Origin of the sequence: Brevibacterium sp. VCM10 (genome assembly GCF_000583215.1) — a bacterium.
In the GTDB taxonomy this organism is placed as follows: Bacteria; Actinomycetota; Actinomycetes; order Actinomycetales; family Brevibacteriaceae; genus Brevibacterium; species Brevibacterium linens.
Genome location: NZ_JAJB01000134.1, coordinates 1 through 784 on the forward strand (window position 1 = coordinate 1; position 784 = coordinate 784).

At 69.8% G+C, this 784-nt stretch carries 1 pseudogene; it reads left to right on the forward strand.

What is annotated here, in order from left to right:
* Positions 1-784, forward strand: a pseudogene (locus AD89_RS20245) (multicopper oxidase domain-containing protein); the annotation flags it as partial.

Genomic DNA, 784 nt, shown 5'->3' on the forward strand with positions numbered 1-784 from the left:
CCGGCGCCGAGGCGGCCGCCCGTCGCGGACTTCCCCTCCTCCTCATCGGGCTGGGTATCGCCCTGGCCGCGTCCCTGTTCGCCCAACCGTGGGCGGCGGGCATCGGCCTGCTGGGCTACCTCGCCGGAATCGGGTTCATCGCCCGCCCCTTCGTGCTCGCCGGCCTCGCGAAGCCACCACGCGAATACCCCACCTATTCGGCGGCCGCGGCGATGTCCTGGCTGGTCATCTGCCTGCTGGCGACAGCATGGGTGTTCTTCACCGCAGACGACTGGCTGAATGCAACCGCGGACTTCACGTGGCTGACCCCGGCACTGGCAGCAGGATTCGCCGCGCAGATCCTCTTCGGCGCACTGTCCTACCTGCTCCCCGTCGTCCTCGGCGGGGGACCGACAGCCGTGCGCGCCGCCAACCGCGAACTCAACCGACTCGCGGCCTTCCGCATCACAATCATCAACCTCGGCCTGGCCATCTGCCTGCTTCCGGTGCCCAGCTGGGTCCGTGTACTGTGCTCGGGGCTCGTGGCCTTGGGGCTGGCCATGTTCCTGCCGTTCCTCATCCGGGGCATCCGCGCTTCCCGCAAGGCCAAAGCGAACCCCGACATCCACCGGAAGACGCGTCCGACGAAGGAGGAACGGGCCGCCGCGGCCAAACTCGACGACCGCCGAGCTCTGGCATCGGCTGCGGCCGGAGTGGCGCTCGTGCTCATCGCCGTGGCCGGGGGAGTGGCCATTGATCCCACTGCCACAACCACGGTCACTGCAGGGGCCGCCTCGGCGGGGGT